General features: G+C 73.6%; 25 protein-coding genes. 9 read left to right on the top strand and 16 right to left on the bottom strand.

Features of this window, described 5'->3' with window-relative positions; translation table 11 throughout:
- Window positions 1-34 precede the first annotated feature (34 nt).
- Window positions 35-1216 carry an AI-2E family transporter gene (locus ACT3TZ_RS05775; RefSeq protein ID WP_444582443.1) on the bottom strand — a complete coding sequence of 394 codons (1182 nt, stop codon included), beginning with the start codon at window positions 1214-1216 and terminating at the stop codon, window positions 35-37.
- A gap of 164 nt (window positions 1217-1380) precedes the next feature.
- On the opposite strand from ACT3TZ_RS05775, the gene ACT3TZ_RS05770 reads away from it, so the two are divergent.
- From ACT3TZ_RS05770 to ACT3TZ_RS05760, 3 genes are all read left to right on the top strand, one after another.
- A complete protein-coding gene (locus ACT3TZ_RS05770; RefSeq protein WP_444582442.1) occupies window positions 1381-2538 on the top strand; it encodes a glutamate--cysteine ligase in 1158 nt (385 codons plus the stop codon).
- 85 nt (window positions 2539-2623) lie between these two features.
- On the top strand, window positions 2624-3454 hold the full coding sequence (locus ACT3TZ_RS05765; protein WP_444582441.1) for an ABC transporter ATP-binding protein: 831 nt from the start codon (window positions 2624-2626) through the stop codon (window positions 3452-3454).
- A 2-nt stretch (window positions 3455-3456) separates the two neighbouring features.
- Window positions 3457-5208: a hypothetical protein gene (locus ACT3TZ_RS05760; RefSeq protein ID WP_444582440.1), complete on the top strand. Its 1752-nt coding sequence runs from the start codon at window positions 3457-3459 to the stop codon at window positions 5206-5208.
- On the opposite strand, the gene ACT3TZ_RS05755 is transcribed toward ACT3TZ_RS05760, so the two are convergent.
- From ACT3TZ_RS05755 to glmS, 7 genes are read right to left on the bottom strand one after another with little or no spacing between them, the layout of a single operon-like run.
- Entirely contained in the window at window positions 5192-5707 is a 516-nt protein-coding gene (locus tag ACT3TZ_RS05755) for a GNAT family N-acetyltransferase (protein WP_444582439.1), read from the bottom strand. The genes ACT3TZ_RS05760 and ACT3TZ_RS05755 overlap by 17 nt on opposite strands.
- The gene (gene tsaB / locus ACT3TZ_RS05750) at window positions 5704-6408 is read right to left on the bottom strand and encodes a tRNA (adenosine(37)-N6)-threonylcarbamoyltransferase complex dimerization subunit type 1 TsaB (RefSeq protein ID WP_444582438.1); all 705 of its coding nucleotides are present in this window, start codon (window positions 6406-6408) and stop codon (window positions 5704-5706) included. Before tsaB ends, ACT3TZ_RS05755 begins: the two co-directional genes overlap by 4 nt.
- Before the next feature lies 1 nt (window position 6409).
- A complete protein-coding gene (gene tsaE, locus ACT3TZ_RS05745; RefSeq protein ID WP_444582475.1) occupies window positions 6410-6973 on the bottom strand; it encodes a tRNA (adenosine(37)-N6)-threonylcarbamoyltransferase complex ATPase subunit type 1 TsaE in 564 nt (187 codons plus the stop codon).
- Window positions 6974-7014: 41 nt separating this feature from the next.
- Window positions 7015-8196 (bottom strand): alanine racemase, encoded by a 1182-nt coding sequence (gene alr / locus ACT3TZ_RS05740; RefSeq protein ID WP_444582437.1) that lies wholly within the window; start codon window positions 8194-8196, stop codon window positions 7015-7017.
- Window positions 8193-9671 (bottom strand): NAD(P)H-hydrate epimerase, encoded by a 1479-nt coding sequence (locus ACT3TZ_RS05735; RefSeq protein ID WP_444582436.1) that lies wholly within the window; start codon window positions 9669-9671, stop codon window positions 8193-8195. The genes alr and ACT3TZ_RS05735 overlap by 4 nt, the downstream gene beginning before the upstream one ends.
- Window positions 9668-10162 carry a holo-ACP synthase gene (locus tag ACT3TZ_RS05730; RefSeq protein WP_444582435.1) on the bottom strand — a complete coding sequence of 165 codons (495 nt, stop codon included), beginning with the start codon at window positions 10160-10162 and terminating at the stop codon, window positions 9668-9670. The genes ACT3TZ_RS05735 and ACT3TZ_RS05730 overlap by 4 nt, the downstream gene beginning before the upstream one ends.
- 10 nt (window positions 10163-10172) lie before the next feature.
- The gene (glmS, locus tag ACT3TZ_RS05725; RefSeq protein ID WP_444582434.1) at window positions 10173-12050 is read right to left on the bottom strand and encodes a glutamine--fructose-6-phosphate transaminase (isomerizing); all 1878 of its coding nucleotides are present in this window, start codon (window positions 12048-12050) and stop codon (window positions 10173-10175) included.
- A 143-nt stretch (window positions 12051-12193) separates the two neighbouring features.
- Here glmS and coaA point away from each other — a divergent pair, with 143 nt between their 5' ends.
- A complete protein-coding gene (coaA, locus tag ACT3TZ_RS05720; protein WP_444582433.1) occupies window positions 12194-13150 on the top strand; it encodes a type I pantothenate kinase in 957 nt (318 codons plus the stop codon).
- Between the two features lie 94 nt (window positions 13151-13244).
- The gene (locus tag ACT3TZ_RS05715) at window positions 13245-14006 is read left to right on the top strand and encodes a GTP pyrophosphokinase (protein ID WP_444582432.1); all 762 of its coding nucleotides are present in this window, start codon (window positions 13245-13247) and stop codon (window positions 14004-14006) included.
- An 18-nt stretch (window positions 14007-14024) separates the two neighbouring features.
- Here the strand turns inward: ACT3TZ_RS05715 and glmM are convergent, their stop codons facing one another.
- From glmM to truA, 6 genes are all read right to left on the bottom strand, one after another.
- Complete coding sequence (gene glmM, locus ACT3TZ_RS05710) at window positions 14025-15371, bottom strand: phosphoglucosamine mutase (RefSeq protein ID WP_444582431.1); 1347 nt, start codon at window positions 15369-15371, stop codon at window positions 14025-14027.
- A 106-nt stretch (window positions 15372-15477) separates the two neighbouring features.
- Window positions 15478-15729, bottom strand: a complete 252-nt coding sequence (locus ACT3TZ_RS05705; RefSeq protein ID WP_444582430.1) for a hypothetical protein — start codon at window positions 15727-15729, stop codon at window positions 15478-15480.
- Window positions 15730-15740: 11 nt separating this feature from the next.
- On the bottom strand, window positions 15741-16793 hold the full coding sequence (locus tag ACT3TZ_RS05700; RefSeq protein WP_444582429.1) for a CoA transferase: 1053 nt from the start codon (window positions 16791-16793) through the stop codon (window positions 15741-15743).
- Window positions 16794-17169: 376 nt separating this feature from the next.
- Entirely contained in the window at window positions 17170-17661 is a 492-nt protein-coding gene (gene rpsI / locus ACT3TZ_RS05695) for a 30S ribosomal protein S9 (RefSeq protein ID WP_444582428.1), read from the bottom strand.
- Between the two features lie 52 nt (window positions 17662-17713).
- Entirely contained in the window at window positions 17714-18157 is a 444-nt protein-coding gene (gene rplM, locus ACT3TZ_RS05690; RefSeq protein ID WP_444582427.1) for a 50S ribosomal protein L13, read from the bottom strand.
- A 451-nt stretch (window positions 18158-18608) separates the two neighbouring features.
- Complete coding sequence (truA, locus tag ACT3TZ_RS05685; protein ID WP_444582426.1) at window positions 18609-19661, bottom strand: tRNA pseudouridine(38-40) synthase TruA; 1053 nt, start codon at window positions 19659-19661, stop codon at window positions 18609-18611.
- Between the two features lie 36 nt (window positions 19662-19697).
- Here truA and purD point away from each other — a divergent pair, with 36 nt between their 5' ends.
- Both purD and ACT3TZ_RS05675 read left to right on the top strand, forming a co-directional pair.
- Entirely contained in the window at window positions 19698-21077 is a 1380-nt protein-coding gene (gene purD, locus ACT3TZ_RS05680) for a phosphoribosylamine--glycine ligase (RefSeq protein WP_444582425.1), read from the top strand.
- On the top strand, window positions 21074-21985 hold the full coding sequence (locus ACT3TZ_RS05675; RefSeq protein WP_444582424.1) for a phosphoribosylaminoimidazolesuccinocarboxamide synthase: 912 nt from the start codon (window positions 21074-21076) through the stop codon (window positions 21983-21985). Before purD ends, ACT3TZ_RS05675 begins: the two co-directional genes overlap by 4 nt.
- A gap of 130 nt (window positions 21986-22115) precedes the next feature.
- Here ACT3TZ_RS05675 and ACT3TZ_RS05670 read toward each other — a convergent pair whose 3' ends face one another.
- Window positions 22116-22799 (bottom strand): MBL fold metallo-hydrolase, encoded by a 684-nt coding sequence (locus tag ACT3TZ_RS05670; protein ID WP_444582423.1) that lies wholly within the window; start codon window positions 22797-22799, stop codon window positions 22116-22118.
- A gap of 156 nt (window positions 22800-22955) precedes the next feature.
- On the opposite strand from ACT3TZ_RS05670, the gene purS reads away from it, so the two are divergent.
- Together purS and purQ are read left to right on the top strand one after the other, a co-directional pair.
- Complete coding sequence (gene purS / locus ACT3TZ_RS05665; RefSeq protein WP_444582422.1) at window positions 22956-23222, top strand: phosphoribosylformylglycinamidine synthase subunit PurS; 267 nt, start codon at window positions 22956-22958, stop codon at window positions 23220-23222.
- The gene (gene purQ / locus ACT3TZ_RS05660; protein ID WP_444582421.1) at window positions 23219-23947 is read left to right on the top strand and encodes a phosphoribosylformylglycinamidine synthase subunit PurQ; all 729 of its coding nucleotides are present in this window, start codon (window positions 23219-23221) and stop codon (window positions 23945-23947) included. Before purS ends, purQ begins: the two co-directional genes overlap by 4 nt.
- 123 nt (window positions 23948-24070) lie before the next feature.
- Here purQ and ACT3TZ_RS05655 read toward each other — a convergent pair whose 3' ends face one another.
- Window positions 24071-25303 carry a class I SAM-dependent methyltransferase gene (locus tag ACT3TZ_RS05655; RefSeq protein ID WP_444582420.1) on the bottom strand — a complete coding sequence of 411 codons (1233 nt, stop codon included), beginning with the start codon at window positions 25301-25303 and terminating at the stop codon, window positions 24071-24073.
- Window positions 25304-25442: the final 139 nt, after the last annotated feature.

The following is a 25442-nucleotide window of genomic DNA, read 5'->3' as shown; positions in this document are numbered from 1 at the left end:
CGGCTTCCTGCGGGGAGGGTGCCCCGCGCCCGGATCAGACGCGGTGCGGGGTGCGGCGGACGGGCGCGAAGCCCTGGGTCGCCGCGTCGTCGGTGCCGAGCTCGGTGCTCGGGTCCCGCCCGGTGAGGTAGAGCATCGTGGCGTTGACGAAGGCGAGCAGGGGGATCGAGAAGAGCGCTCCGGGGATGCCCGCGATGATCGTGCCGGTGGCGACGCCCAGGAACACCGCGAGCGGATGCAGCTCGACGGCCTTGCCCATGAGGAAGGGCTGCAGGACGTTGCCCTCGATCTGCTGGACGGCCACGACGATGCCTACCATCACGAGCGCGAGCACCCACGACTTCAGCACCAGCACGAGCAGCACCGCGATGGCCCCGGAGACGATCGCACCGACCAGTGGCACGAAGGAGAACACGAAGACGATGAGCCACACGGGGATCGCGTACGAGCCCAGGCCCAGGAACACCATGCCCAGGCCGATGCCGGTGGCGTCCACCGCGGCGACGAGCACCTGGGTGCGCATGTACGCCGACAGGGCCTTCCATCCGCGCCGGAACGCCTCATGGGTGGGCACGCGCGCGGCCGGCGGCAGCAGCCCCACGGTCCAGCGCCAGATCGAGGCACCGCCGGAGAGCAGGAAGAACAGCGTGAACAGGCAGATCACGACGCCGGTGACGACGTTGCCGACCGTCGAGACGCCGGAGACGGCGCCGGAGATGATCGTCCCGGAGTTCTTCTGCAGCTCGCCGAGGAGCTGGTCCAGCCAGGAGTTGATGGTGGGCGTGTCGATGCCCATGGTCCCGGTCACCCAGTTGGCCACCGTGTTGAAGCCGTCGACGGCCTTGTCGGCGATGTCCTGGTACTGCGAGAACAGCTGGCGGCCCGCGAGGGTGAGCATCCCGGCGATCACGAGGATCAGCCCGATGAGCGCGATGCCCGCCGAGGCTCCGCGGCCCAGGAAGGAATGGGTCGACAGGAGCTTGACGAGGGGGCTCAGCAGCGAGGCGAGCAGGATCGCCACCAGCACGGGGATCACGAGCGTCATGACCTGCGACAGGCTCCACACCACGAGCGCGAGCAGCGCCACGATCAGCAGGATCCGCCACGACCACGCGGCGGCGCGGCGCACCCCGATGGGGATCTCGCGCACCTCCTGCGGGGCATCGCCGGCGGGGTCGCGCTCGGCGAGCCGCCTGGTCAGGATCCTGGATGTCATCGACTGCTCCTCGTGGGTCCGGTCCGGGGGTGGGACGTCGGTACTCTACCTGCGACCGAATCGGGCGAACGCGACGCACGGCGCGCACCGACCGTCCGGTCGCCCCGCGTCACCCGACGTCACACGGCGCCACGAGCTCCCGCGGCCCTGAGAGAATGCGATCCATGTCCCGTCCCCGCAGCATCCCCGTCGCCGCCTCCGCCCGCTCGACCCTCGGCGTCGAGTGGGAGCTCCTGCTCGTCGACCGCGACTCCGGCGCGGCCCGCCAGTGCGCCGCCGCGGTGCTCGAGGCGGTGCACGACGAGCACGCCGGCACCTCCGGCGTCGTCGGCGAGCTGCTGCAGAACACCGTCGAGCTCGTGACGGGGGCGTGCACGACGGTGCGGGAGGCCGGAGAGGATCTCACCGGCTCGCTGGCCAAGGTCCGCCGAGCCGCGGACCCGATGCGCGTGGATGTCACGAGCGCAGGGACCCACCCCTTCTCCCGCTGGGAGGAGCAGCAGGTCTCCGACGCCGACCGCTACGCGACGCTCATCGACCGCACCCAGTGGTGGGGGCGCCAGATGACGATCTACGGCGTGCACGTCCACGTGGGCATCGAGGACCCCGCCAAGATCCTGCCCATCACCAACGCTCTGCTCACCGCCGCCGGTCCCCTCCTGTCCCTGACGGCGTCCAGCCCCTACTGGCAGGGCGAGTCCACGCGCTATGCCTCCAACCGCTCCCTGCTGTTCCAGCAGCTGCCGACGGCCGGGCTCCCGTACCAGTTCGGCAGCTGGCAGGAGTACGAGACCTACGTCGAGGACATGCTCACGATGGGGGTCATCGACCAGATCAACGAGATCCGCTGGGACATCCGCCCGGTGCCGGTGTTCGGCACGATCGAGGTGCGGGTCGCCGACGGGCTGCCGACCCTCCGGGAGGTCCTCGCACTGGCCGCCTACGTCCAGTGCCTCGTCGAGGACCTGTCTGCGCGGATCGACGCCGGCGAGGCCCTCGAGACGCTCACGGCCTGGCAGGTGGCCGAGAACAAGTGGCGCGCCGCGCGGTACGGCATGGACGCGATCCTCGTGGTGGGCCGCGACAACCGCGAGGAGCTCATCGTGGACCACGTGCGTGCCGAGCTGGCACGCCTGGCACCGGTGGCCGAGCGCCTGGACTGCGTCGCGGAGCTCGCGGGCGTCGAGGAGATCCTGACCCGCGGCGCCTCCTACCAGCGCCAGCTCGCGGTCGCCGCCGAGCCCGGGGCGACGGGGCGCGACATCGTCCGCCACCTCGTGCGCGAGACGACCGAGAACGCCCTCCTCGAGCCGCAGCGCTGACGACGGCACGCACCGACCAAAGTCGGTGCCGCCATCTCCTCTGGGAGGCTCGTGCGGGCCGTGCGGCCCGGGTAGCTTCCTGACCATGGTCACCGATCACGCACCCGCCCTCGTGCCCGACTCCCCGTCGTCCGAGCCCGCGGCCGCACCCCCCGCCGACACCGATGCCGCGCTGTCGCTGCGCGGCCTCACCAAGTCCTTCGACCGCACCGAGGTGGTCCACGACGTCTCCCTCGACGTGCCGCGGGGCTCCTTCTACGGCCTCGTCGGGCCCAACGGCGCCGGCAAGACCACGACGCTGTCCATGGCCACCGGCCTCCTGCGGCCCGACGCCGGGACCGCGCAGGTCCTCGGCATCGACATGTGGGCCGAGCCCGAACGCGCCAAGTCCCAGCTCGGCGTCCTCGCCGACGGGCTGCGCACCTTCGACCGGCTCACCGGACGTGAGCTGCTCACCTACATCGGCCTGATCCGCGGCATGTCCGCCGACGTCGTCACCCAGCGCATCGACTCGCTGCTCGGGGCGCTCGGCCTCGCGGGCGAGGAGGGCAAGCTGGTCGTCGACTACTCGGCCGGCATGACCAAGAAAATCCTGCTGGCCGGGGCCCTCATCCACGCGCCGCGCCTGCTCGTGCTCGACGAGCCCCTCGAGGCCGTCGATCCCGTCTCCGGCGAGGTGATCCGCAAGATCCTGCGGCAGTTCGTCGCCGGCGGCGGCACCGTCATCCTGTCCAGCCACGTCATGCAGCTCGTCGAGGAGCTGTGCAGCCACGTGGCCGTGATCGCCGAGGGCCGCGTGCTGGCCGCCGGCACCCTCGACGAGGTCCGTGCCGGGGACTCCCTCGTGGACCGCTTCGTGTCGATGGTCGGCGGCGCCGACGTCGCCGAGGGCAGCCTCTCCTGGCTGGAGGAGTGATCATGACCACCGCACCCGTCACCTCGTCCAGCCGCCCCGGGGCCGAGCACCACGGCGTCGGCACCCTCCACGCGATCGGCGGCATGGGCGCCGGATCCGTGCAGGCCTCCGCGCTCGTCCGGATCCTGGTGCGCCTGAAATGGACCCTGTGGAAGCGCTCCTTCCGCAAGAACGTCGGCAAGATCATCGGCACCTGCTTCGGCGTGGTCTACGGCGTCGGCGGCCTCGTGGGCGCGGGCTTCGCGCTGTTCGCGGCGGCCCTGCTCATCGACGGCGCCGGCACCGACGCCTTCGGCCTCCTCGTCCGCGGCCTCGGTGCCGCGCTCGTGCTGGGCTGGCTGCTCATCCCGATCTTCGCCTTCGGCCTCGACGACACGCTGGACCCGCGGCGCTTCGCGACCCTGCCGCGCTCGGCCAAGGAGCTGCAGCCGGGACTGTTCGCCGCGGCGGTGCTCAGCATCCCCGCCGTGCTCACCCTCGCGGGTGTGCTGCTGCTGTCGGTCAGCGAGGTGCTGTGGATGCTGACGTCCCCCGTGCCCACCACGGCCGGTCTCGTCGCGGGGATCGTCCTGCTGCTGCCGGCGAACCTGCTGGGCCTGGCCCTGTGCCTCCTGCTCCCCCGGGCGATCCTCGCGCGATCTGCCGTGCGCCAGTCCTCCCGCAGGGGTCGAGAGCTCGGCGGGGTGCTCGGCATGGTCGTCATGATCGGCGCGATCTACGGCATCTCCCTGCTGGCGCAGAACATCACCGAGTTCTCCCTCGACGTGCTCGTCCGGACCGCGCGCGTCGTGGTCGAGGTGGTCGCCTGGACCCCCGTGGGAGCACCCTTCGCGGTGCCGGTGGACCTCGCCGAGGGCCAGTACCTCACGGGCCTCGCCCGTCTGGTGATCGGCCTCGTGAGCATCGTGCTGCTGTGGCTGTGGTGGCGCTCCTCGGTCGACAAGGCGCTGCAGTCCGCCCTGGTCGGCGACGCGACCTCGGGCAGCACCAAGGTCACCGCACTCGTCCCGCGCTTGGCCCGCCAGGACGCGCTGGGGGCCGTGATCGGACGCTCGCTGCGCTACTGGCGCCGCGACGCCCGCTACCTCGCCTCGATCGGGATCATGCCGCTCCTGCTGCTGTTCTTCACCGCCATGGGCCTGTTCTCCGAGCCCCAGCGGTACGTCGCGGTGGCCGCCGTGGTGTTCATCTCGGCCATGTCGAGCATCGCGATCTGCAACGAGATCGGCTTCGACGGACCGGCCGGGTGGGTCAACATCACCGCCGGGCTGAAGGCCCGCGACAACCTGATCGGCCGGGTCATCGGGCTCGCGGTGTTCGCGGTGCCGTTCGCGGTGATCGCCTCCGTCACGATCCCGCTGGTCCTCGGGATGGCCTGGCTGATCCCGCTGCTGCTGCTCGGCTCGATGGGGGCGATGATGTCGGCGTGGGGCACCTCGTGCCTGATCGCGGTGCTGCTGCCCTACCCGACGAGCCCCCCGGGCACCAACCCGCTCAAGGACAAGTCCGCGAACTCGGCCAACGCGCTCATCTCGACCTTCGGGGCGATGCTGGGCCTGTGGGTCCCGCAGCTGCCCGCGATCGCGCTGGCCATCACGGGGCTCGTGCTGGGCAACGAGGTGCTGCAGCTCACGGCAGGATTCGTCTCGGTCCTGTGCGGGGGGCTGGCCCTGTGGCTCTGCGTCCGCGGCGCGGCACGCATCCTGGACCGTCGCTACGTCGACCTGTTCCAGAAGGTCAGGGCGTTCCTCTGAGCGCTGCGCGCCCGTCGTCGAGGGCGCGCCGCATGACGATCGCATCGATCGATCGCCCGGTGATCCGGTAGTAGCCGGATCGCCGGGCGATCGGCTCGTACCCGGCCCGCGCGTACACCGCGCGGGCCCTCTCGTTGTCCTCGCGCACCTCGAGCAGCATCTCGTGGGCCCCGGCCTCCGCGGCACGGTCCTCGCACCAGGCCAGGAGCGCCCGGCCGATCCCGTGACCCGGGTGTGCGGTGCCGATGGTGTGCAGGTCCGCGGCGTCGCCGGCGACCATCGTGCCGGCGTAGCCGAGCAGCTCGCCCGCAGGCACGGACACCGCGACGACGTAGCGGCGCAACGGGTGCTCGACCTCCTCGGCGAGCTGGAACACCGTCCAGGCCTCGTCGGGGAACAGCTCGAGCTCGAGGAAGGCGATCTCCTCGACGTCCTCGAGGGTGGCCGGGCGCAGCTCCCAGTCCGGCATGGACGCGCCGTCGGGACCGGCGGAGGTCATCGGCCCAGCGCGCTCTTGCGGGCGGTGGGCCGTGCGGCGTCCGGCGCCCGCAGGTACAGCGGAGCGGTCGAGGTGAGATCCTCCCCCGCAGCGATCTCGAGCGCCGCGACCTGCAGCAGGTGCCCGGCGTCGACGTGGTGCAGCGGGGCGGTCGCCGGCAGCAGCTCGGGGTAGAGCTCGGTGCCCGATCCCACGAGCACCCTCGCCTGCCGCAGCTGCGGGGCGATCTGGGCGGGGGCGGCGACGGCGGGTCCCTCGGTGCGCACGAGCGATCCGCGATCGGCGGTGTAGCGGGCGTGGTAGACCTCGCGGCGCCGGGCGTCCAGGGCCACGGCGACCTCGAGCGGCCCCTGCTCCTGGCCCGAGATGACCCGCGCGGCCGCCTGATGGGCCAGCGCGTCCAGGGAGCAGCAACCGCGCAGCGGCACGTCGAGCACGAAGGCGAGGGTGCGGGCCACCACGAGCCCCACACGCAGACCCGTGAACGGTCCGGGCCCCCGACCTGCGACGATGCCCGTCAGATCGCCGCGGGTGATCCCTGCGTCGCGCAACGCCTGGTCGATGAGCCCCAGCAGGACCTCGTCGTGGTGGCGCGCGCGGTCATCCCCCAGGACGGCGCGGACCGTCGTGGTCGCGGAGCCCGCGGGGTCGTCGGCGACGGCGACGCTGACGGTCCCCGAGGTGTCGATGCCGAGCCACATGTCAGGCCTCCTGGGCGTGATGGTCGTGGTGTGCGCGAGGTCCGGAGGCGGCGTCGGGGCCCGCGAGGTCCGCGCGCAGGGCGGCGAGCGCGGCGGCGTCCCAGCGCGGCCCGACGCCGGTGAGGGTCAGGGTGCGGGGCTCGTCGACGAGGTCCTCGCCGTCCTCCCCCGCCTCAACGGTGTCGGGGCGGGCCAGCTCGAGCAGCAGGTGGGAGTCCGAGAGGCCCTCGACGCGGTCCCGGCCCCATTCGACGACGGTCACCGCGTCGGCGGCGTCCGCATCGAGGTCGAGGTCCTCGATGTCGAAGCCCCCGGACAGCCGGTAGGCGTCGACGTGCACGAGGGCCGGGCCGCCGGTGAGCGAGGGATGCACCCGGGAGATGACGAACGTCGGCGAGGCCACGGCCCCACGGACCCCGAGGGCCTCGCCGAGGCCCTGGGTGAAGGTGGTCTTCCCGGCGCCGAGCGGGCCGTCCAGGACCAGGAGGTCCCCCGGGCGCAGGTGCGCCGCGAGGCGGCGGGCCACGTCCCGGCTGCCCTCGGCGGCGGCGGTGTGGACGATCAGCGGGGCCGGCTCCGTCGCACGGTCCGGGGCATCGGGCCCGGTCACGCCCGTGCCTCGCGCGAGACGCGCGAGCTCACCGAGGTGAGGACCTCGTAGGGGATGGTCCCGGCGGCACGGGCCCAATCCTCCGCGGTGGGCACGGTTCCCTCGTCCAGGACGGCGGCCGAGGGATCCCCGAGGACGATCACGAGGTCCCCGGACTGGGCCTTGGACTCCGGGCCCAGGTCCAGCACGATCTGGTCCATCGAGATCCGGCCCACCTGGCGGGCGATCTGGTCGCCGGTGCGGGTGCGCACCACGAGTCCCACCTCGCCCGAGGCCGCGCGGTGCAGGCCGTCGGCGTAGCCGATGGGGACCAGACCGAGCCGGGTGTCCTCGGGCGTCGTCCAGGTGTGGCCATAGCCGACGTGGGTGCCGGCCGGGACGTCCTTGACCAGCGCGAGGTGGCTGGTGATCGACAGGGCCGGGCGCAGGCGCACGCCCTCGGGCATCGGCAGGGGCGGGTAGCCGTACAGGGCGATGCCCGGTCGGACGATGTCGCGGTGCAGATCGGGGCGGGAGATCGTGGCCGCGGAGTTCGCGAGGTGCTGCAGGGGCACGGGACCGGTCTCCTCGGCGAGGATCGCGCAGGAGCGGTCGAAGGTCTCGACCTGGCGGTCCGTCTCGGGATCCTCGGGGTCGTCGACGGAGGACAGGTGGGTCCAGGCGGCGACGAGCTGGACGTGGTCGTCCTCGCGGATCGCGCTGCCCAGTCCCGCGACGGCCGAGGGGATCACGCCGTTGCGGCCCATGCCGGAGTCGATCTTGACGTGCACGCGAGCCCGTCCGTCGACGGCGCGGCTCGCGTCGGAGACCATCCGCAGCATCCGCTCGGAGCCCACCGACACGTCGACGCCGGCGGCGATGATCTCCGGGAGCACCGCGGCGGCGGTCACGGGCTCGTAGAGCCAGGTGAAGATCGGCACGTCGAACCCGGCGCGTGCGAGGGCGAGCGCGGAGGCGGGGTGGGCCGCGCCGAGCCAGGTGGCGCCGCCCTCGAGCGCAGCGCGGGCCGCGGTGAGCATGCCGTGGCCGTACCCGTCGGCCTTGACGATCGCCATGAGCGCGGTCTGCTCGCCGAGGAGCCCGCGCACGGCGCGGGTGTTGTGCGTGATCGCGGCGGGGTTGACGACGGCACGGTTGGGGATGTGCCGCGGGTCCTCCGCGGGGATGGCGACGCTCATGCTCCTCCTCGACGTGCGGTCGGCTCGGCCGCGTCGCCCAGGATAGCCGCGAGGGCCACCGGCACGGCATCGGCGACATCGAGGGCCACGAGGGGTGCGACCCCTCCACGGGAGGCGCTGACCGCGGCGCGGCCGTGCACGAGGGCGCCGAGCGCCGCGGCCGTCCCGCCCTCGATCCCCGCCGCGAGCAGGGTCCCGACGATGCCGCCGAGCACGTCCCCGGCACCGGCGGTCGCGAGCCACGGCGTCGCATCGGCCTGGGAGAAGACGTGCTCCGGGTCATCGCCGGGTGCGACGAGCGTCACGGAACCCTTGAGCAGCACGGTCGCGCCGGTGGACCGGGAGAGCGCCACCGCGAGCGGGCGGGGCTCCTGCCGCGGGTCGAGGTCGAGGACCTCGGCGAGGCGCGCCGCCTCGCCCGCGTGCGGGGTCAGCACGACCCGGGGTCCGAAGCGGTCCCCCGCCTGGATCGCCCCGAGCGCGCCGGCGTCGATCACCCCGACCGCGTCGGGCGCCCGCAGCTCGAGCACCCCGGCGCGGCAGCGCGGGTCCTCGGGCGGCAGCCCGGAGCCGATCACGAGCGCCTGGCGGCGCCCGTCGGTCCCCACCACCTCGGGTCGTCGCTGCAGGATGAGGTCGCGCACGGCGGCGGGGCCGCGGTAGCGCACCATCCCGGCACCGGTCCTCGCGGCACCCTCGGTCGACAGCACGGCCGCCCCGGGGAAGTCCTCGGATCCCGCGTCGATCGTGACGACGCCCCGGGAGTACTTGTGGTCCTGCGCCGACGGGACGGGCCACAGGGCGCGGACGTCGTCGGCGGTCAGGCGGCGCACGTCGGCCGGCGCCGGGAGGTGCGGCGCCAGGCCCACGTCCACCACTTCGAGCACACCCACGTGCTCGGCGGCGCCGGGCAGCAGCAGCCCGCTCTTGGCGGCGCCGAACGTCACGGTGAGGTCCGCCCGGACCGCCCCCTCGCCGGGCACGCCCGTCGCGGCGTCGACGCCGGTGGGCACGTCGACCGCCACGATCGGTGCCGGCGCCGCCATCGCGGCCGCGAGCAGCTCGCGCAGCGGCGCATCGAGCCGGGTGCGGCCGCCGATCCCGAGCACGCCGTCGACCAGGACGTCCGCGCGGGCCAGTGCGTTCTGCCCGTCGCAGGCACGTTCGAGGCGTCCGCCGTTCCTCCGCAGGGCCGCCGCGCCGTCCTCGTGGATCCGATCCGAGGTGCCCACGGCGGTGACGGCGACGCCGCGGCGCGCCAGGTGCGCCCCTGCCAGCAGGGCGTCGCCGCCGTTGGACCCGGGGCCCGCGAGGATCACGAGGCGGGCTCCGCTCAGGTGCCCCGCGCGCTCGCGGAGCAGCGGGACCAGGCGGGCCGCGAGCGCCGCGGCGGCGCGCTGCATGAGAGGGACCCCGGCCTCGAGCAGGGGCCGCTCCGCGGCCCGCACCTGATCGGGGGTGGCGGCGCGGATCATGCGGTGCCTCCGGGCGCGGTGGTCAGGGAGGACCCGGCGGCGCCCCGCTCGGCGACGACGATCGCGGTGGCCACGGGCCCGTCGTGCGACAGGGACAGGTGGAGGTGGCTCACGCCGAGCTCGTGGGCGCAGCGCTCGGTCGCGCCCCGCAGCACGAGGTAGGGGCGGGACTCGGCCGTGCGCTCGACGGTCACGTCGTGCCAGGAGAAGTCCCCCGGGTGCCCGAGCGCCTTGCCCACGGCCTCCTTGGCGGCGACCCGCGCGGCCCGTGAGGCGTGGGAGAGGGAGTGCTCGGACGGTGTCAGGAGTCTCTCCAGCAGGCCCGGGGTGCGGGCCAGGGAATCCGTGAGACGGGCGATGTCCACGACGTCGACCCCCACGCCGACGACCGTGCCGTCGGTGCGGGGCTCGTACCGGGTGCCGCCGCCTGCGGGCGTTCCCCTCCGCGGATCGGAGGCGCGATGTCGATGTGCCGGAGTGTCAGGAGCCACCCCGGCAGTATCACTCGACGGTGACGGACTTGGCGAGGTTGCGGGGCTGATCGACGTCGAGCCCCTTGGCCGTCGCGAGCTCGCAGGCGAAGATCTGCAGCGGGATCACCGTCAGCAGCGGCGCGAACAGCGTGCGGGTCGAGGGCACCCGGATCACGACGTCGGCGTAGGGCTCGACGGCGGTGTCCCCCTCCTCGGCGATCACGAGGGTGCGGGCGCCGCGGGCGCGGATCTCCTGGATGTTGGAGACCACCTTGGAATGCAGGGAGTCGCGTCCGCGCGGCGAGGGCACGATGACGAAGACGGGCTGGCCGGGCTCGACCAGGGCGATCGGGCCGTGCTTGAGCTCGCCGGCGGCGAAGCCCTCGGCGTGGATGTAGGCGATCTCCTTGAGCTTGAGCGCCCCCTCCATCGCGGTGGGGTAGCCGACGTGGCGACCCAGGAACAGCACTGAGGTGGCATCGGCCATCTCGCGGGCCAGCTCCTCGACCTGCCCCGAGGCGTCGAGCACCTCCTGGACCTTGCCGGGCAGCTCCTCGAGGTCCCCCATGATCGCCTGGATCTCGTCGGGGTAGAGGTTTCCGCGGACCTGCGCGAGGTAGAGCCCCAGCAGGTAGCAGGCGGCGATCTGTCCCAGGTAGGCCTTCGTCGAGGCGACCGCGATCTCCGGCCCGACGTGCAGGTACAGCGCGGCGTCGGCCTCGCGGGCGATGGTCGAGCCGCGGGTGTTGCAGATCGCGATGACCTTGGCGCCCTGCTCCTGGGCGTGGCGCACGGCCATCAGGGTGTCCATCGTCTCCCCGGACTGCGAGATCGCGACCACGAGGGTCTTCTCATTGACCACGGGGTCGCGGTAGCGGAACTCGTGGGCCAGCTCCACCTCGACGGGGATCCGGCACCAGTGCTCGATCGCGTACTTCACGACGCTGCCGGCGTTGGCGGCGGTCCCGCAGGCGACGACGACGATCTTGTCGATGCTGCGCAGCACCGACTCGTCGATCTTCATCTCGTCGAGGTGCAGGTGCCCGTTCTCGATGCGGCCGCGCAGGGTGTCGGCCACGGCCGCCGCCTGCTCGTGGATCTCCTTGGCCATGAAGGAGGGGTAGCCGCCCTTCTGGGCGGCCGTCGCGTCCCACTCGATCGTGTAGCGCTTGGAGTCGGTGACGGGCGTGCCGTCGAAGCCGATCACGGAGACGTCCTCGGCGGTGACGGTGACGATCTGGTCCTGTCCCACCTCGAGCGCCTCCTTGGTGGAGTCGATGAAGGCGGCGACGTCCGAGCCCAGGAAGTTCTCGCCGTCCCCGAGGCCGACGACCAGCGGGGAGTTGCGGCGGGCCGCCACCACCCGGTCCGGGGCGGCCTCGTGGATCGCGAGGAGCGTGAAGGCGCCCTCGAGGCGCGCGACGACCTGGCGCATCGCCTCGGTGAGGTCCCCGCCGATCTCCGGGCGCTCCATCTCGCGCGCCACGAGGTGCGCGGCGACCTCGGAGTCGGTCTCGGAGACGAAGGTGAAGCCGTCGGCCACGAGCTCGTCGCGCAGCGGCGCGAAGTTCTCGATGATGCCGTTGTGGACCAGGGCCAGCTCGCCGTGGCGGCCGCCGCGGTGCGGGTGGGCGTTGGCGTCGGTGGGCGCGCCGTGGGTGGCCCAGCGGGTGTGCCCGATCGCGACCTGGCTGTCGGAGGACTCGCGTCCGGCGAGCGCCTCGCGGAGGTTGGCGAGCTTGCCGGCGCGCTTGTCGATGCGCACGTGACCGTCCTCGAGGACGGCCACACCCGCCGAGTCGTACCCCCGGTACTCCAGACGGCTCAGGCCCGCGAGGACGACCTCGACAGGGCGGACGGACGGGGTCTGACGCCGCGGACCGGCGTATCCGACGATTCCACACATGGCCCTCACACTAACGGCGGATCGGCCGCTGACCAGCGCGATCGGCGGGTCCCGCGGAGGTGTCGGTCACGTCCGGAGGGGTGGGTGCGCGGGGGTGCCTGGCCGCGCGCACGAGCCGTCACGATCGGGCACAATGTGCATCCATGAGGTCCGCGACGGCGCGCAGCGCCACCACCCCCTTCGACGAGATCCCCCGGGAGGACTGGGCGCGCCTGTCCCGGCAGACGCCGCTGCCGCTCTCGGAGGAGGACGTCGCGAAGCTGCGGGGGCTCGGGGACCTCTCGGATCTGCGCGAGGTCGACGAGATCTACCGGCCGATCTCCCGCCTGCTCGGGATCCAGGTCGCGGCCGCGCAGTCGTTGCGCCATGCCCGCGGGGAGTTCCTCGACGAGAGCCTGCGCCGCACCCCGTACGTGATCGGGGTGGCGGGCTCCGTCGCGGCCGGCAAGTCCACCACCGCGCGCCTGCTGCGGGAGCTCATGGCGCGCTGGCCCGAGACCCCGCGCGTGCAGCTCGTGACGACCGATGGCTTCCTGTACCCCAACGACGAGCTCGAGCGGCGCGGCATCATGCACCGCAAGGGCTTCCCCGAGAGCTACGACCGCAGGGCGCTGCTGCGCTTCGTGGCCGACGTGAAGTCCGGGCTCGACCGCGTCGAGGCACCCGTGTACTCCCATCTCGTCTACGACATCGTCGAGCACGAGACCGTGGTGGTCGAGCGGCCCGACGTGCTGATCCTCGAGGGCCTGAACGTCCTGCAGCCGGCCCGGCCCCGGCGGGACGGCCGGATCGGCCTCGCCGTCTCGGACTACTTCGACTTCTCGGTCTATGTCGACGCGCGGACCGAGGACGTGCGCCGCTGGTACGTCGACCGCTTCCTCCGGCTCAAGGAGACGGCGTTCGCCGATCCGCAGTCCTACTTCCGGCGCTACGCCGAGCTCAGCGACGACGACGCCCGGGCGACCGCGCACCGCATCTGGGACACGATCAACGGCCCGAACCTCGTCGAGAACGTCCTGCCCACCCGCGGCCGCGCGGACCTCGTGCTGCGCAAGGGTGGCGACCACCAGGTGCACAGCGTGCTCCTGCGTCGCGTCTGAGGGGCGCCGGGCGTCCCCTCACGGCAGGGCACCACGGGGCGATCCGGGGCGGGGATGTCACCATCCGTCCAGGGCGCGGTGGTGTGATCGCCCCATGAGCGCAGACAGTGCCGTCCCCGCCGAGGGCCGCGAGCCCGTGTCCGCCGAGCCCTCGGAGACGGCTCTTCCGTCCCATGCCGAGGGCTCGGTCGTGCCCTGGGCGATCGCCCACCGGGAGCCGCTGACGCCCGAGACGCTGCGGTCCCTGCGCGACGAGTACACCCGGTTCATGCTGCGCTACGAGTACGCGATCCGTGAGGTCGAGACGAAGGTGTCGATCCTCAACGACGACTTCTCCTCCCTGCACGACCACAACCCGATCGAGCACGTCTCCAGCCGGGTCAAGAGCGCGGACTCGATCCTGGCCAAGGCGCGGCGCCTGGGCATCGGCCCCACCACCGCCGAGGTGGGCGAGCACCTGCTGGACATCGCCGGTGTGCGTGTGACCTGCAGCTTCGTCCGCGACACGTATCGGGTGCTGGATCTGCTGCAGAACCAGGACGACCTCTCGGTGCGGGTGGTCAAGGACTACATCGCCCATCCCAAGCCCAACGGCTACCGGAGCCTGCACGCGATCGTCGACGTGCCCGTGTACCTCGCGACCGAGCGCACGCTGGTTCCCGTGGAGATCCAGATCCGCACCATCGCGATGGACTTCTGGGCCAGCCTCGAGCACAAGATCTACTACAAGTACGACGGGCACGTCCCCCAGTCGCTGCTGGACGACCTCACGGACGCGGCGGAGTCCGCGACGGAGCTCGACGTGCGGATGGAGCGGATCCACACCGAGGTGCACGGCGCGCCGCACGCCCCGTGACGCGCGCGGCGCTCCCGCTCACAGGGCGAGGCGCTCCTGGACGATCGCGGCCAGGCGCTCGGTGATCTCCTGGGCCTGCTCATGGGTGGCCGCCTCGACCATCACCCGCACCACGGGCTCGGTCCCGGAGGGCCGCAGCAGCACCCGGCCGGTCTCGCCCAGCTCGGCCTCGGCCTGGGCCACCGCCTGGACGACGCCCCGGTCGATGCCCGCGCGGGTCTTGTCGACGCCCTGGACGTTGATCATCACCTGCGGCAGGCGCTGGACGACGCCGGCGAGCTCGGCGAGCGTGGATCCGGTCTCGATCATCCTCTGCAGCACGTGCAGGGCCGTGAGCTCGCCGTCGCCGGTGGTCGCGTAGCGGCTCATGACGACGTGGCCGGACTGCTCCCCGCCGATCGGGTGATCGCCGCGGTTCATCTCCTCGAGGACGTAGCGGTCCCCCACCGCGGTCTGGATCACCGCGATGCCGTGCTTGCGCATCGCGATCCGCAGGCCCAGGTTGGACATGACGGTGGCCACGAGCGTGTGGTCGGGCAGCTCGCCGCGATCCGACAGCGCCAGCGCCAGGATGCCCATGAGCTGGTCGCCGTCGACGATCGTGCCCTCGGCGTCGACCGCGAGGCAGCGGTCGGCGTCCCCGTCGAAGGCGACGCCGACGTCCGCCCCCCGTCGCACGACGGCCTCCTGCAGGCCCTCCAGATGGGTGGATCCGCAGTCCTCGTTGATCTGCTTGCCGTCGGTGCGGTCGCCGATCACGTGGACGGTCGCGCCCGCGGCCTGCAGCACCGCCGGTCCCGAGCGGAAGGCGGCGCCGTTGGCGCAGTCCGCGACGACCGTCAGGCCGTCCAGGGGACGGCTGAGGGTCTGGACCAGATGGCCGACGTACTGGTCCACGGCCAGCGGGTACTCGCGGATCGCGCCGACCCGGTCCCCCTGGGGGCGGTCCCACTTCTCGTCGAGGCGGGCCTCGATGGCGTCCTCCACCTCGTCGGGCAGCTTGGTGCCGCCGCGCGCGAAGAACTTGATGCCGTTGTCCGGGGCCGGGTTGTGCGAGGCCGAGAGCATCACGCCGAGGTCCGCGCCCGAGGACTCCACGAGGTAGGCGAGGCCGGGGGTGGGCAGCACGCCGGCGTCCTCCACGTCGACCCCCGCGGAGGCGAGTCCCGCGGCGACGGCGGCCGAGAGGAAGTCGCCGGAGGGGCGGGTGTCGCGGGCGACGATCGCGCGCGGGCGGGTGCCGTCGAAGGCGCCGAGCGTCGCCAGGACGTGCGCCGCGGCGACGGAGAGCTCGACGGCGAGCTCCGCCGTGATGTCGACGTTGGCGCGTCCGCGCACGCCGTCGGTGCCGAAGAGTCGTGCCACAGGTGTCTCCTCATGAGGTTCGGGGGCAGGGCGCCGGGCGTGCGGGGGCCGCCCGGGCCGGACCGATGCGACTGTACCCGTCGCAGGTGGGCTCCGGGCCGGGACCTCACCGCTCGAGCCACCGCGGCAGAGCGGCCCCGTACGGCCCGATCTTCCGCGTGATCCCGGTGCCGTCGACCAGGAGCGGTGGTGGGACGGCGTCCACAATGAGGCCGTCGCTGTCCTGTCGTGTGCGGTCGACGGGAGGCGTCACGACCTCCCCGGGTCCCGGCCGTGGGGCGGCCAGGAGCGTGCGGGCGGCCCCCAGGAGGCTCACGCGCACGGTGCGGGCGCGGGCCTCGGCGAGCGCCGTGAGCACGTGCGCCGCCATCAGGTGCCCGCTGGCGTGATCCAGCACCTGCACCGGCAGAGCGCCCGGACGCTCCCTGGTGCGCAGAGGATCGCGATGCCCGTGGCGGCCTGGACGATCGAGTCGAATCCTGCGCGGCGCCCCCAGGGTCCGGTGTCACCCCAGGCGGAGAGCTGCACGACCACGGCCTCCGGTGCCAGCTTCTCGAGATCCTCGGTCCCGAGCCCGAGGACCTCGAGCGCGCCGGGACGGTACCCCGTGAGCACGACGTCCGCTGCACGGGCGAGCGCCCGGGCTGCCCGGGCCTCTTGGCGCAGGTCCAGGACGGCAGACCGCTTCCCCATCCCCGTGGCGAGGTGCTGCGCCGCGATCTCGGGCCGGTGGGGCGGGTCGATGCGGAGCACGTCGGCCCCGAGGCACGCGAGGAGCTGGCTGCAGGTGGGCCCCGCGATCACGCGGGTCAGGTCCAGCACCCTCACCCCCGCCAGCAGTCCGCGGGCGTCCGCGGGCATCGGCGTGCCGGCACCCGGGGTCCGGCTCGAGGGGTCGTGCGCATCGCCCGTCAGCTCGGGAAGCGGCGGACGGGCACCCCGATCCGTCACCTGCGACCATGGCTCTCCCGCCGTGGCGAGGCCGTGGGGACCGGCGCTCCACCGGGCGGGCGTCCGCACGGCCGCGGCGATCCCGCCCGCGCCCAGGATGCGCTCCTCGAGGTCCGTCGCATCGCTCCGCGCACATGCCCTCTCGAGGTCGCCACGGCCCTCGACCCCGAGGGCGCGGCGGACCGCCTCGGCATGGTGGGGGTATTTGGCGTGCACCCGCACCCAGCCGTCCCTCGCGGCGACGAATCCGGACAGCTCGGCCCAGGTCGCCGGCGCCGCCCCGTCGATCCGCAGGTTCTCGAAGGCGGCGAAGGACGCCGCGACGAGCGCATCGCAGGTCGAGACCGCGGCGTCGGATCCCCGGGCGCGTGCGACGGCGGCGGTGGCCTCGACGACGCCGTCGACGGCCTCGGCCGCCAGCGTCTCGACGTCCAGCGGACCGGCCCACCATCGCGAACGCCCGGTCGTCATGGCGGCGAGCCTAGGGCCTGGCGCCGGCCGCCGCCGGATCCCGCGTGCGCGCATTCCTCGGCATCGGGCCGGCGACCTCGCACGTGACCCCTCCACGGAGTCCTCGGAGCCTCGCACCAGGGGCCGTGCGACATCGCCGCACAGGCCGCGAGGTGCATCGCGAACCTGCGGATCGCCCTCGCGGAGGCGGGCGCGACGCCGGAGGACGTCGCCGTCACGCGGGTGCTCGTCGCATCGACCGATCAGACGGATCTCGTCACCGCGTGGGAGGTGGTCCGCGACGCGAACGCCCGACGGGAGGTCACGCCCCCGGACGCACAGGACCCCGGCACCATGACGGTGCCGGGGTCCTGTGACCAGCGGTGATCGGGATCGATCAGCGCTTGGAGTACTGCGGGGCCTTGCGGGCCTTCTTGAGGCCGGCCTTCTTGCGCTCGATGACGCGGGCGTCACGCGTGAGGAACCCGGCCTTCTTGAGGGTCGCGCGGTTGGTCTCCTCGTCGATCTGGTTCAGCGCACGGGCCACGCCCAGGCGCAGGGCGCCGGCCTGGCCGGAGACGCCGCCGCCGCTGATGCGGGCGATGACGTCGAAGCGGCCCTGGAGGTCCAGCACGCGGAAGGGCTCGTTGACCTCCTGCTGGTGGACCTTGTTGGGGAAGTACGTCTCCAGGTCGCGCCCGTTGACGGTCCAGGTGCCGCTGCCGGGGACCAGGCGCACGCGCGCGATGGCCTCCTTGCGACGGCCGGTACCGGCGCCGGGGGCGCTGATCGACGTGCCACGGCCCACGGGGGCCTCGTCGGACGACTCGGTGGTGAAGTTCGTGGGGACGGTCTCGTCCTCGACGATCTCGGGGGTGGTCTCGGTCACGGTTCTCCTCAGAACATTCCGTGCTGCTGGGCGGTGAGCGGGCGCGAGCCCGTCACTGCGCCACCTGGGTGATGGTGAAGGTCTGCGGCTGCTGCGCCGCGTGGGGGTGCTCCGCGCCGGCGTAGACCTTGAGCTTCTTGATCTGCTCGGACGCCAGCGTGTTGTGCGGGAGCATGCCCTTGATGGCCTTCTCCACTGCCTTCTCCGGGCGCTTCTCGAGCAGCTCGGAGTACTTGATGCCGCGCAGGCCGCCCGGGTGACCGGAGTGGCGGTAGGCCAGCTTGGTCTCCCGCTTGTTCCCGGTCAGCGCGACCTTGTCGGCGTTGATGATGATGACGTAGTCGCCTGCATCCACGTGGGGTGCGAAGACCGGCTTGTGCTTGCCCCGCAGCAGCTGAGCAGCCTGGGAAGCGAGCCGGCCGAGGACGACATCCGTTGCGTCGATGACGTACCAGGAACGCTCGACATCGCCGGGCTTCGGGGTGAACGTACGCACTCGTGCCTTCTTCTCTCGTCGGTGCGACCCGGGCGTGACGATGCACGCAGTGGCCGGGTCGCTATTCGATGGACCGTGGACACGCTTCCTTCGGGTAAAGCATGGCCTGTGCGTCGAGCCCCGAGCCCATCCCCGATCCCGGACGTGCCGGTGGGGCGGATCGTGTGTGCGTGTGAGGACCCCTTGCGCGCCGAGGGTGAGATCTCGGCAACGGGCAGGGCGCGCACAAGGCACGACAGCGGTCCAACCTACCGGGCCGCGGGGGCGCAGGTCAACGTGGGCAGATGCGGCCTGCCCGCCCGCATCTCGACCTGACCTGCGACGTCGCGCGTTCGCGGACCGAATGTGTCCGAGTCCACGTCGGCAGTGCGGACCGGAGCTGCCCGCACGATGCTCGCCGGGGCTCCGCGGGGCCGCCTCGCGTCGTCCCGCGTGTCGTGCCCGGGCGAGGTCAGGCGACCGGCGCCTCGCGGAGCCTCCGGACGGCCTCCGCGCGCTCGGCGAGGAGGTGATCGGGCGGGTACTCGATGTGCTCGAGGGTGAGGCCGACGGCGGCGGCGAGCGGCGCGGAGCCGACCCCGTGGCGTCGTGCGGCGCGCCGGGTGCGGGCCGCCAGCACCTCGGCGGGGTAGTCCTCGCCCCGGCGTCCCTGCCCCACCACGAGCAGGGTCCCCACCAGGGAGCGCACCATGTGGTGGCAGAAGGCGTCGGCCTGGACCGTCGCGACGACGAGCCCGCCGTCGACGCGACCGGCCGCAGGGCGCGTCCAGCTGAGCTCCTGGAGGGTCCGGATCGTGGTCGCGTGCTCGCGGGGGCGGCAGAAGGAGAGGAAGTCGTGCTCCCCGACCAGCACCTCGCTGGCCCGCGCCATCGCGGCGAGGTCCAGCGGGCGTCGCTGACGCAGCACGTCGCGGCGCAACGGGTCCTGGGTCTCGGGGAGGTCCGCGATCCGGTAGCGGTATCGCCGCCACAGCGCGCCGAAGCGCGCCTCGAACTCCGGCGGGACGCGGCGCAGCCGGTGCACGACCACATCGTCCGGGAGCACGCCGATCAGCCGGTCCAGCAGCGCCTCCTCGGGGCTGCGGTCCGAACGGCCCGGCATCCGGGCCAGGCGGGCGGCGGGGAGATCCAGGTGCACGACCTGCTCGCGGGCGTGGACCCCAGCATCGGTGCGCCCGGCCACCACCACCCGCACCGGCTCGCGGGTCACCAGCGCGAGGGCGTGCTCGAGCACCCCCTGCACGGTCCGCTGACCGGGCTGGACCGCCCAGCCGAAGAAGTCGGTGCCGTCGTAGGCGAGGTCCAGGCGCAGACGGACCGTCGAGCCCTCGCAGGTCACGCCCTCCTGCTCGACGGCGTCCGCAGTCACCGCGGCGGAACCGCCGGTCCGCTCGCCTGCTCGAGCCCCGGATCCTCGGGACGCGGCATCGTCGGCCGACGATGCCGCGAAGGCGGCCGCCGGGAGCTCGGGGGCGACGGGGGCATCGGGGACGGGAACGGCCATGGGGTCCGATCGTAGACGGATCGGTACTGTGGCCCCGTGAAGATCCTCGTCATCGGCGGGGGCGGTCGCGAGCACGCGATCGTCCGCCGTCTGCACCTCGACTCCCCCGCCCCCGAGCTGCACGCCGCGCCGGGCAACCCCGGCATCGCGGAGCTCGCCGCCTGCCACGCCGTCGCCGTGGACGACCTCGACGGCCTCACGGCCCTGGCCCGCGACCTCGCGGCGGACCTCGTCGTGATCGGCCCCGAGGCGCCGCTGGTCGCCGGCCTCGGCGATCGGCTCCGCGAGGCGGGCATCACGGTCTTCGGACCGAGCGCCGAGGCCGCGCGGCTCGAGGGCTCCAAGACCTGGGCCAAGGAGATCATGGAGGCGGCGGGCGTCCCCACCGCCCTCTCGGTCACCGTCACGGACCCCGCGTTGCTCGACGCCGGGCTCGACCGCGTCAACCCCCTCGGCGACGTGCCCTTCGTGGTCAAGGCCGACGGCCTGGCCTCCGGCAAGGGCGTCGTCGTCACGGGCGACCGGGAGGCGGCCCTCGCCCACGGGCGCACCTGCCTCGCGGCGGGCGGATCCGTCGTCCTCGAGGAGTACCTGGACGGCCCCGAGGTGTCCCTGTTCTGCGTCTCCGACGGCACCGCCGTCGTCCCCCTCGCGCCCGCCCAGGACTTCAAGCGCGCCCTGGACGGCGACGAAGGCCCCAACACCGGTGGCATGGGCGCCTACTCGCCGCTGCCCTGGGCCCCGGCCGACCTGGTCGACGAGGTCGTGCGGACGGTCGCCCGCCCCACGATCGACGAGCTCGCGCGGCGCGGCACGCCGTTCGTCGGCATCCTCTACTGCGGGCTCGCGCTGACGGCCCGCGGCGTGCGGGTGGTCGAGTTCAACGCCCGCTTCGGGGACCCGGAGACGCAGGTCGTGCTCGAACGGCTCGCCTCCCCGCTGTCCCCGCTGCTGCTCGCGGCGTCCGAGGGTCGGCTCGCCGCACAGGACGCCCCGCGCTGGCACGACGAGGCCGCCGTGGCCGTGGTGGTCGCCGCGGCCGGCTACCCCGCCGCTCCCCGCACGGGCGACCCCATCACCGGGCTCGACGCCGCACAGGCCGACGGAGCGCACGTCATCCACGCCGGCACCGCGATCGACGACGAGGGACGGCTCGTGAGCGCCGGAGGCCGTGTGCTGGCCGTGGTGGGCACCGGGCCCGACCTCGCGAGCGCCCGGGCGCAGGCCCTCGCCGGCGCCGACGCCGTGGCGCTGGAGGGCTCCCACCACCGTCGCGACATCGCCGAGGCGGCGTCGGAGCACGCTCCCGCCCTCCTCGCTCCCCCGGTCGATGACGCCACCCCGAGCAGGGCCGAGTCCGCGGCCCCGGACACGGCGGCAGATCAGGGCGACCCCACCCAGGAGGCCACCGCATGAGCACCGCGTCCGAGCCCCTGCTTTCCGCGCCGAGCCTGCCGGGCTGGGACCTCGCCGTCAGCGGCAAGGTCCGCGAGCTCTACGTGCCCTCGGGCGAGGATCCGTCCACGGCCCGCACCGTGCTCGTCGTCGCGACCGACCGCATCAGCGCGTACGACCATGCCCTGTCCCCCGGGATCCCCGACAAGGGCCGGATCCTCACCGCGCTGAGCCGCTTCTGGTTCGACCAGCTCGCGGGCCTCGTGCCCCACCACGTGCTCGACGAGCCGGTGCCCGCCGCCGTCGAGGGGCGCGCGCTGGTGTGCCGGGGGCTGGACATGGTGCCGCTGGAGTGCGTCGTGCGGGGCTACCTGACGGGCTCGGGCCTGGCCGACTACCGCGCCACGGGGGCCGTCGGCGGCCACGAGCTGCCCGCCGGACTGGTCGAGGCATCGCGACTCCCCCGACCGATCTTCACGCCCGCGACCAAGGCGGAGCAGGGCGAGCACGACGAGAACATCACCGTGGCCGAGGCCGGGAAGCGCCTGGGCACGGAGCTCGTGGACACGCTCGAGGCGACGTCGGTCGCGGTGTACCAGCGGGCGCTGCAGATCGCCGCGGACCGCGGGATCCTCCTGGCCGACACCAAGCTCGAGTTCGGGCATTCCCGCACCGACGGCACGCTCACCCTCGGCGACGAGGTCCTGACCCCGGACTCCTCGCGCTTCTGGTTCGCCGACACGTACCGCGAGGGCGTCGTGCAGCCGAGCCTGGACAAGCAGTTCGTCCGCGACTGGCTGACGTCACCGGAGTCCGGCTGGGACCTCGCCGCCGATGGGCCGCCGCCGGTGCTGCCCGAGGCCGTCGTGGCCGCGACCCGCGAGCGGTACGTCGAGGCCTACGAGCGGCTGACCGGCACCACCTTCTGAGCCGGGGCCCGGCCCGAGGGCGCCGGGTCCACCCGATGAGCCGGGTCCCGGGACGAGGGTGCCGGGACCGCGTGCAGGCCTCGGTGTCCGCTCGGGACACCGAGGTCGGCTCCCTGTCCGGTGCCCGCCCTCAGTCGCGCACGATCTCCACCACGCCGTCCTCGGGCCAGTCCCGGACCTCCGTGACCGCCGGGGCCAGGCGCGTCGCGTGTCCCAGGTGCACGGCCCGGCCCGCCGCGCTCGCGATGGCGTCGTGGACGGGCAGCGCGAGCCGGGGTGCGGTCGCGCGCAGGAAGTCGACGGTCTCGGAGACCTTGGACCACGGGGCCACGAGCGCGAAGGCCAGCACGTCGATCCCCCGGAACCCCTCGACCACGGCGAGCGAGTCCCCGGTGATGCCGAGCGTCGGCTCGCCGTCGGCGGCGATCACGTAGCCGACGTTGCCCACGCGCGGCACGTCGGGGTGGATCTCGGCGTGGGCGCCGCCCACCGCGGCCACGGACACGTCCTCGATCTCGACCCGCTGCCCGGAGGCGAGCGGCTCGACGGTGCGCTCCCCGGGCGCCTCGCGGACCACGTCCGCGATCTGCGCGGCGGTCTCGGGCTCGGCCACCACGAGGGCGCGGGGGCTGGCTGCGAGGAGGTCGGAGAGCAGGCCCGGGTCGACGTGGTCGGCGTGCTGATGGGTCACGAGCACGAGGTCCAGGTCCGAGACCCCGGCCGCCTCGGGGCTGAAGCCGCCCGGGTCCACGAGGATCCTCCGGCCTGCCGTCTCGACCAGCAGGCACGCGTGCTGCAGGTGCTGGATGCGCATGGGGTCTCCTCACCTCGGGGTCGCGGCCGCACCGTGCGCACGGCCCGCGCGATCCGTCCGCCTCGAACCTATCGCCCACGGTCCCTAGAATGGGGGGGACGTCCGCCGCGCGCCCACCCGTGGCCCGGCCCCTCCCACCGCCTGCCAGGAGTCCTCATGCCCCGTGTCGTCGTGCACGTGATGCCCAAGCCCGAGATCCTCGACCCCCAGGGCAAGGCCGTCGCCGGCGCCCTGCCCCGCCTGGGCTTCGAGGGCATCTCCGACGTCCGCCAGGGCAAGCGCTTCGAGCTCGAGGTCGACGGCGAGGTCACCGAGGACGTACTCGCGAACCTCCGCGAGGCCGCGGCGACGCTGCTGTCCAATCCGGTCATCGAGGACGTCGTCGCGATCGACGTCGAGGCCGTCCCCGGGGAGGGCTCATGACCCGCATCGGGGTCGTCACGTTCCCCGGCACCCTGGACGACCGGGACGCGCTGCGCGCCGTGCACCTCGCGGGCGCCGAGGGCGTCGCACTGTGGCACGGCGACGCCGACCTCCACGGCGTCGACGCCGTGGTGCTGCCCGGCGGGTTCTCCTACGGCGACTACCTCCGCGCCGGCGCCATCAGCCGCTTCGCCCCGGTCATGGACCGCGTCGTGGACGCCGCCCGCGGGGGCATGCCCGTCCTCGGCATCTGCAACGGCTTCCAGATCCTGTGCGAGTCGCACCTGCTGCCGGGCTCGATGATCAAGAACGCCCACCGCACGTTCATGTGCCGCGACCAGCCGCTGCGGGTCGAGAACGTCGCCACCCCGTGGACCTCGGTGTTCGCGCAGGACCAGGTGATCCGGGTCCCGCTGAAGAACCAGGACGGGCAGTTCGTGGCCGACGAGGAGACCCTCGCCGAGCTCGAGGGGTCCGGCCGGATCGTCTTCCGCTACGTCGAGGGCGCGACGCACGGCCCTGCGGGCTTCGAGGCCAACCCCAACGGCTCGCGCCATGACATCGCGGGCATCACGAACGAGCGCGGCAACGTGGTGGGGCTCATGCCCCACCCCGAGCACGCGGTCGAGGCGGGCTTCGGCCCCGACGAGCCCGGTCGGGGCACCCGCACCGGCACCGACGGCCTGGGCCTGTTCACCTCGGTGATCGGCGCGCTCGTCGCCTGATCCCCGCGGGGGCCGGGAGCGCGCACCCGGGCACGACCGTCGGCGCGCGCTCCCGGTGCATCACCGCGGGCACGGACCCGACCGGGCGCAGCAGCGCCTCCGGCCTCGGCGACGGGGCATCCCTCAGCCGCGTCGCACCGCCGAGAGCACGGTGAAGCGCCGGTCGCGCGCCCGCTGGACGACGCGGCCCACGCGGCGCTCGATCTCGGTGCGGTAGCGCAGGTGGGAGTTGTGCACGAGCCACAGCTCCCCGCCGGGGCGCAGCACGCGTGCCACGGCATCGAGCAGGCCCTGCACGAGCGTCGGGTCGATGCCCGGTCCGTCGTGGAAGGGCGGGTTCAGCAGCACCGCGTCGGCCGAGCCGTCCGGCCGTGCCGACAGCGCGTCGTCCCATCCCACCGTCACCTCGGACCGCAGGAGGCCGGACGCGGCGAGGGTGGCACGGGTCGAGCGCACGGCGTCGAGATGGTCATCGCTGCCGTGGACCCGCGCATGGGGCAGGCGGGCCGCGAGGTAGGCCGTGAGCAGGCCGTTCCCGGAGCCGAGGTCCAGGACGTCCGCGGGCGGCACGGCGGCGCGCGAGCTCGGGCCGACGGCCGGCACCACGGGGTCCGCCCCGTATCCGGCGGCCGTCCAGGCCCGGTCGAGCGCCCCGAGCAGCAGGAGGCTGCCCCGATCGGGATCGGCCCCGCCGAACACGTCGCCGATGCCGCGCAGGGAGATCGTGCGGTCCGCCCCGGCGACGCGCACCGTCGCGGTCCCCACGAAGGTGCCGGCCGCGTCCGCCGCCTCGCGCGGGCCGCGGGCCACCAGGCACCGGGCGCTGCCGCTGCCGCGCGTCGCGTGGACGTGGGCGAAGCCCTCCTCGAGGGCGGGGTTGAAGGCGCGCGTCATGTGCTTGACGCGGCCGCCCGCGACGAGGGCCACCGGGTGCCCGGCGCCACCGGCGGCCAGCGCGAGGCCGAGGTCCGCGACGGCCCGCACGGCGCGCGGCAGGCGGGCGAGCACCACGACCCGTTCCCGCCCCGGCGCCGTCCCGCGGACGAGGTCTGCGATCGCCGCGGTGAGCCCGCCGTGCTCGGCGTCCTGTCCGTCGTCGGCGGTGATCCGCAGCGCCCCGGCGTCGAAGGCCACGCGGTGACGCGCCGCGAGGCCGCGGCCGGCGTGCGCGGAGTCCGACCACGAGAGCACCGGGGCCCCGGCGGCGAGCGCGGCATCGGTCAGCGCACCGGTGACATCGCCGACGACGACGATCGCGCCCGCGGCCGACAGGGGCGCCTCCGTCGCGGCGATCTCGAGGATCAGCCGGTCGACCCGATCGGGCTCGGGGGCAGCCGGGTGGGAGGCATCAGACATGGAGGCCCTCCTCGCGAAGGCTCCGACGGCACGTCGGCACGTCCGCGAGCGGCACGTCCTGGCAGGTCGCAGGGGTAACAGGCATGCCGGTCAGTCTAGGCGGGGCGTCCGCCGCCGCCCCTGGACGCCGGCCAGCGCC

This window comes from Brachybacterium sp. AOP25-B2-12 (genome assembly GCF_052378625.1).
In the GTDB taxonomy this organism is placed as follows: Bacteria; Actinomycetota; Actinomycetes; order Actinomycetales; family Dermabacteraceae; genus Brachybacterium.
This window is presented reverse-complemented; position numbering and strand designations above follow the sequence as displayed.